The organism is Comamonas faecalis (assembly GCF_039538025.1).
Classification (GTDB): Bacteria; Pseudomonadota; Gammaproteobacteria; order Burkholderiales; family Burkholderiaceae_C; genus Comamonas_C; species Comamonas_C faecalis.
Map to the genome: position 1 here is coordinate 1 of NZ_BAABBP010000062.1, position 1,192 is coordinate 1,192.

Genomic DNA, 1,192 nt, shown 5'->3' on the forward strand with positions numbered 1-1,192 from the left:
ATGGCAAAAGGTAAGTTTGAGCGCACCAAGCCCCACGTCAACGTGGGCACGATCGGTCACGTCGACCACGGCAAGACCACGCTGACCGCAGCGATCGCCACCGTGCTGGCCAAGAAGTTCGGCGGCGAAGCTAAGGACTACGCGGCAATCGACAACGCCCCCGAGGAGAAGGCGCGCGGCATCACCATCTCCACCTCGCACGTCGAGTACGAGACCGCAAACCGCCACTACGCCCACGTGGACTGCCCCGGCCACGCCGACTACGTCAAGAACATGATCACCGGCGCAGCCCAGATGGACGGCGCCATCCTGGTGTGCTCGGCCGCCGACGGCCCCATGCCCCAGACGCGCGAGCACATCCTGCTGGCCCGCCAGGTCGGCGTGCCCTACATCATCGTGTTCCTCAACAAGTGCGACATGGTCGACGACGAAGAGCTGCTCGAACTCGTCGAGATGGAAGTGCGCGAGCTGCTGGACAAGTACGAATTCCCTGGCGACGACACCCCCATCGTCCGTGGTTCGGCCAAGCTGGCCCTGGAAGGCGACCAATCCGACATCGGCGAGCCCGCCATCCTGAAGCTGGCCGACGCACTCGACACCTACATCCCCACGCCCGAGCGCGCCATCGACGGCGCCTTCCTGATGCCCGTCGAAGACGTGTTCTCCATCTCGGGCCGCGGCACCGTGGTGACGGGCCGTGTCGAGCGCGGCATCATCAAGGTCGGCGAGGAAATCGAGATCGTCGGCATCAAGGACACGCAAAAGACCATCGTCACCGGCGTGGAAATGTTCCGCAAGCTGCTGGACCAGGGCCAGGCGGGCGACAACGTCGGCCTGCTGCTGCGCGGCACCAAGCGCGAAGACGTCGAGCGCGGCCAGGTGCTGTGCAAGCCCGGCTCCATCAAGCCGCACACCCACTTCACCGCCGAGGTGTACGTTTTGAGCAAGGACGAAGGCGGCCGCCATACGCCCTTCTTCAACAACTACCGCCCGCAGTTCTACTTCCGCACGACCGACGTCACCGGCTCCATCGAGCTGCCCGCTGACAAGGAAATGGTCATGCCCGGCGACAACGTGTCGATCACCGTCAAGCTGATCGCCCCCATCGCCATGGAAGAAGGCCTGCGCTTTGCCATCCGCGAGGGCGGCCGTACCGTCGGCGCCGGCGTGGTGGCAAAGATCATCGAGTAAT

Annotated in this window: 1 protein-coding gene; it reads left to right on the top strand. The window is 64.6% G+C overall.

The genetic code is table 11. The annotated features are described in order from the left end of the window. Complete coding sequence (gene tuf, locus ABD767_RS17190; RefSeq protein ID WP_344870009.1) at nucleotides 1-1,191, top strand: elongation factor Tu; 1,191 nt, start codon at nucleotides 1-3, stop codon at nucleotides 1,189-1,191. The last annotated feature ends 1 nt before the right edge of the window (nucleotide 1,192 follow it).